The sequence below is a fragment of the Pseudomonas sp. lyk4-R2A-10 genome (genome assembly GCF_030209075.1).
Classification (GTDB): Bacteria; Pseudomonadota; Gammaproteobacteria; order Pseudomonadales; family Pseudomonadaceae; genus Aquipseudomonas; species Aquipseudomonas glycinae.
In genome coordinates this window covers 1-3,028 of sequence record NZ_JARVSR010000027.1, presented here as the reverse complement: position 1 = coordinate 3,028, position 3,028 = coordinate 1, and the positions used below count along the sequence as shown (strand labels likewise).

The 3,028-nt window shown below is 51.8% G+C and carries 1 rRNA gene; it reads left to right on the top strand.

Going from position 1 to position 3,028, the window contains the following annotated elements:
* The first annotated feature begins 65 nt into the window (after positions 1–65).
* Positions 66–2,956: ribosomal RNA gene (locus tag QRN46_RS28675) — 23S ribosomal RNA — on the top strand.
* The last annotated feature ends 72 nt before the right edge of the window (positions 2,957–3,028 follow it).

Below are 3,028 nucleotides of genomic sequence, written 5' to 3'. Positions count from 1 at the left end.
TTGAGAAATTCGAATTTTCGGCGAATGTCGTCTTCACAGTATAACCAGATTGCTTGGGGTTATATGGTCAAGTGAAGAAGCGCATACGGTGGATGCCTTGGCAGTCAGAGGCGATGAAAGACGTGGTAGCCTGCGAAAAGCTTCGGGGAGTCGGCAAACAGACTTTGATCCGGAGATGTCTGAATGGGGGAACCCAGCCATCATAAGATGGTTATCTTGTACTGAATACATAGGTGCAAGAGGCGAACCAGGGGAACTGAAACATCTAAGTACCCTGAGGAAAAGAAATCAACCGAGATTCCCTTAGTAGTGGCGAGCGAACGGGGACTAGCCCTTAAGTGGCTTTGAGATTAGCGGAACGCTCTGGAAAGTGCGGCCATAGTGGGTGATAGCCCTGTACGCGAAAGTCTCTTAGTCATGAAATCGAGTAGGACGGAGCACGAGAAACTTTGTCTGAATATGGGGGGACCATCCTCCAAGGCTAAATACTACTGACTGACCGATAGTGAACTAGTACCGTGAGGGAAAGGCGAAAAGAACCCCGGAGAGGGGAGTGAAATAGATCCTGAAACCGTATGCGTACAAGCAGTGGGAGCAGACTTTGTTCTGTGACTGCGTACCTTTTGTATAATGGGTCAGCGACTTATTTTCAGTGGCGAGCTTAACCGAATAGGGGAGGCGTAGCGAAAGCGAGTCTTAATAGGGCGTCTAGTCGCTGGGAATAGACCCGAAACCGGGCGATCTATCCATGGGCAGGTTGAAGGTTAGGTAACACTGACTGGAGGACCGAACCGACTACCGTTGAAAAGTTAGCGGATGACCTGTGGATCGGAGTGAAAGGCTAATCAAGCTCGGAGATAGCTGGTTCTCCTCGAAAGCTATTTAGGTAGCGCCTCATGTATCACTGTAGGGGGTAGAGCACTGTTTCGGCTAGGGGGTCATCCCGACTTACCAAACCGATGCAAACTCCGAATACCTACAAGTGCCGAGCATGGGAGACACACGGCGGGTGCTAACGTCCGTCGTGAAAAGGGAAACAACCCAGACCGTCAGCTAAGGTCCCAAAGTTATGGTTAAGTGGGAAACGATGTGGGAAGGCTTAGACAGCTAGGAGGTTGGCTTAGAAGCAGCCACCCTTTAAAGAAAGCGTAATAGCTCACTAGTCGAGTCGGCCTGCGCGGAAGATGTAACGGGGCTCAAACCATACACCGAAGCTACGGGTATCACGCAAGTGATGCGGTAGAGGAGCGTTCTGTAAGCCTGTGAAGGTGAGTTGAGAAGCTTGCTGGAGGTATCAGAAGTGCGAATGCTGACATGAGTAACGACAATGGGTGTGAAAAACACCCACGCCGAAAGACCAAGGTTTCCTGCGCAACGTTAATCGACGCAGGGTTAGTCGGTCCCTAAGGCGAGGCTGAAAAGCGTAGTCGATGGAAAACAGGTTAATATTCCTGTACTTCTGGTTATTGCGATGGAGGGACGGAGAAGGCTAGGCCAGCTTGGCGTTGGTTGTCCAAGTTTAAGGTGGTAGGCTGAAATCTTAGGTAAATCCGGGGTTTCAAGGCCGAGAGCTGATGACGAGTTGCCTTTAGGCGACGAAGTGGTTGATGCCATGCTTCCAAGAAAAGCTTCTAAGCTTCAGATAACCAGGAACCGTACCCCAAACCGACACAGGTGGTTGGGTAGAGAATACCAAGGCGCTTGAGAGAACTCGGGTGAAGGAACTAGGCAAAATGGCACCGTAACTTCGGGAGAAGGTGCGCCGGTGAGGGTGAAGCACTTGCTGCGTAAGCCCACGCCGGTCGAAGATACCAGGCCGCTGCGACTGTTTATTAAAAACACAGCACTCTGCAAACACGAAAGTGGACGTATAGGGTGTGACGCCTGCCCGGTGCCGGAAGGTTAATTGATGGGGTTAGCTAACGCGAAGCTCTTGATCGAAGCCCCGGTAAACGGCGGCCGTAACTATAACGGTCCTAAGGTAGCGAAATTCCTTGTCGGGTAAGTTCCGACCTGCACGAATGGCGTAACGATGGCGGCGCTGTCTCCACCCGAGACTCAGTGAAATTGAAATCGCTGTGAAGATGCAGTGTATCCGCGGCTAGACGGAAAGACCCCGTGAACCTTTACTATAGCTTTGCACTGGACTTTGAATTTGCTTGTGTAGGATAGGTGGGAGGCTTTGAAGCGTGGACGCCAGTTCGCGTGGAGCCATCCTTGAAATACCACCCTGGCAACTTTGAGGTTCTAACTCAGGTCCGTTATCCGGATCGAGGACAGTGTATGGTGGGTAGTTTGACTGGGGCGGTCTCCTCCTAAAGAGTAACGGAGGAGTACGAAGGTGCGCTCAGACCGGTCGGAAATCGGTCGTAGAGTATAAAGGCAAAAGCGCGCTTGACTGCGAGACAGACACGTCGAGCAGGTACGAAAGTAGGTCTTAGTGATCCGGTGGTTCTGTATGGAAGGGCCATCGCTCAACGGATAAAAGGTACTCCGGGGATAACAGGCTGATACCGCCCAAGAGTTCATATCGACGGCGGTGTTTGGCACCTCGATGTCGGCTCATCACATCCTGGGGCTGAAGCCGGTCCCAAGGGTATGGCTGTTCGCCATTTAAAGTGGTACGCGAGCTGGGTTTAGAACGTCGTGAGACAGTTCGGTCCCTATCTGCCGTGGACGTTTGAGATTTGAGAGGGGCTGCTCCTAGTACGAGAGGACCGGAGTGGACGAACCTCTGGTGTTCCGGTTGTCACGCCAGTGGCATTGCCGGGTAGCTATGTTCGGGAAAGATAACCGCTGAAAGCATCTAAGCGGGAAACTTGCCTCAAGATGAGATCTCACTGGAACCTTGAGTTCCCTGAAGGGCCGTCGAAGACTACGACGTTGATAGGTTGGGTGTGTAAGCGCTGTGAGGCGTTGAGCTAACCAATACTAATTGCCCGTGAGGCTTGACCATATAACACCCAAGCAATTTGCGTCGGCTCTCTAAACCAGAGCAACCAGATTGCGGTGTGTGAAGACGCAATGA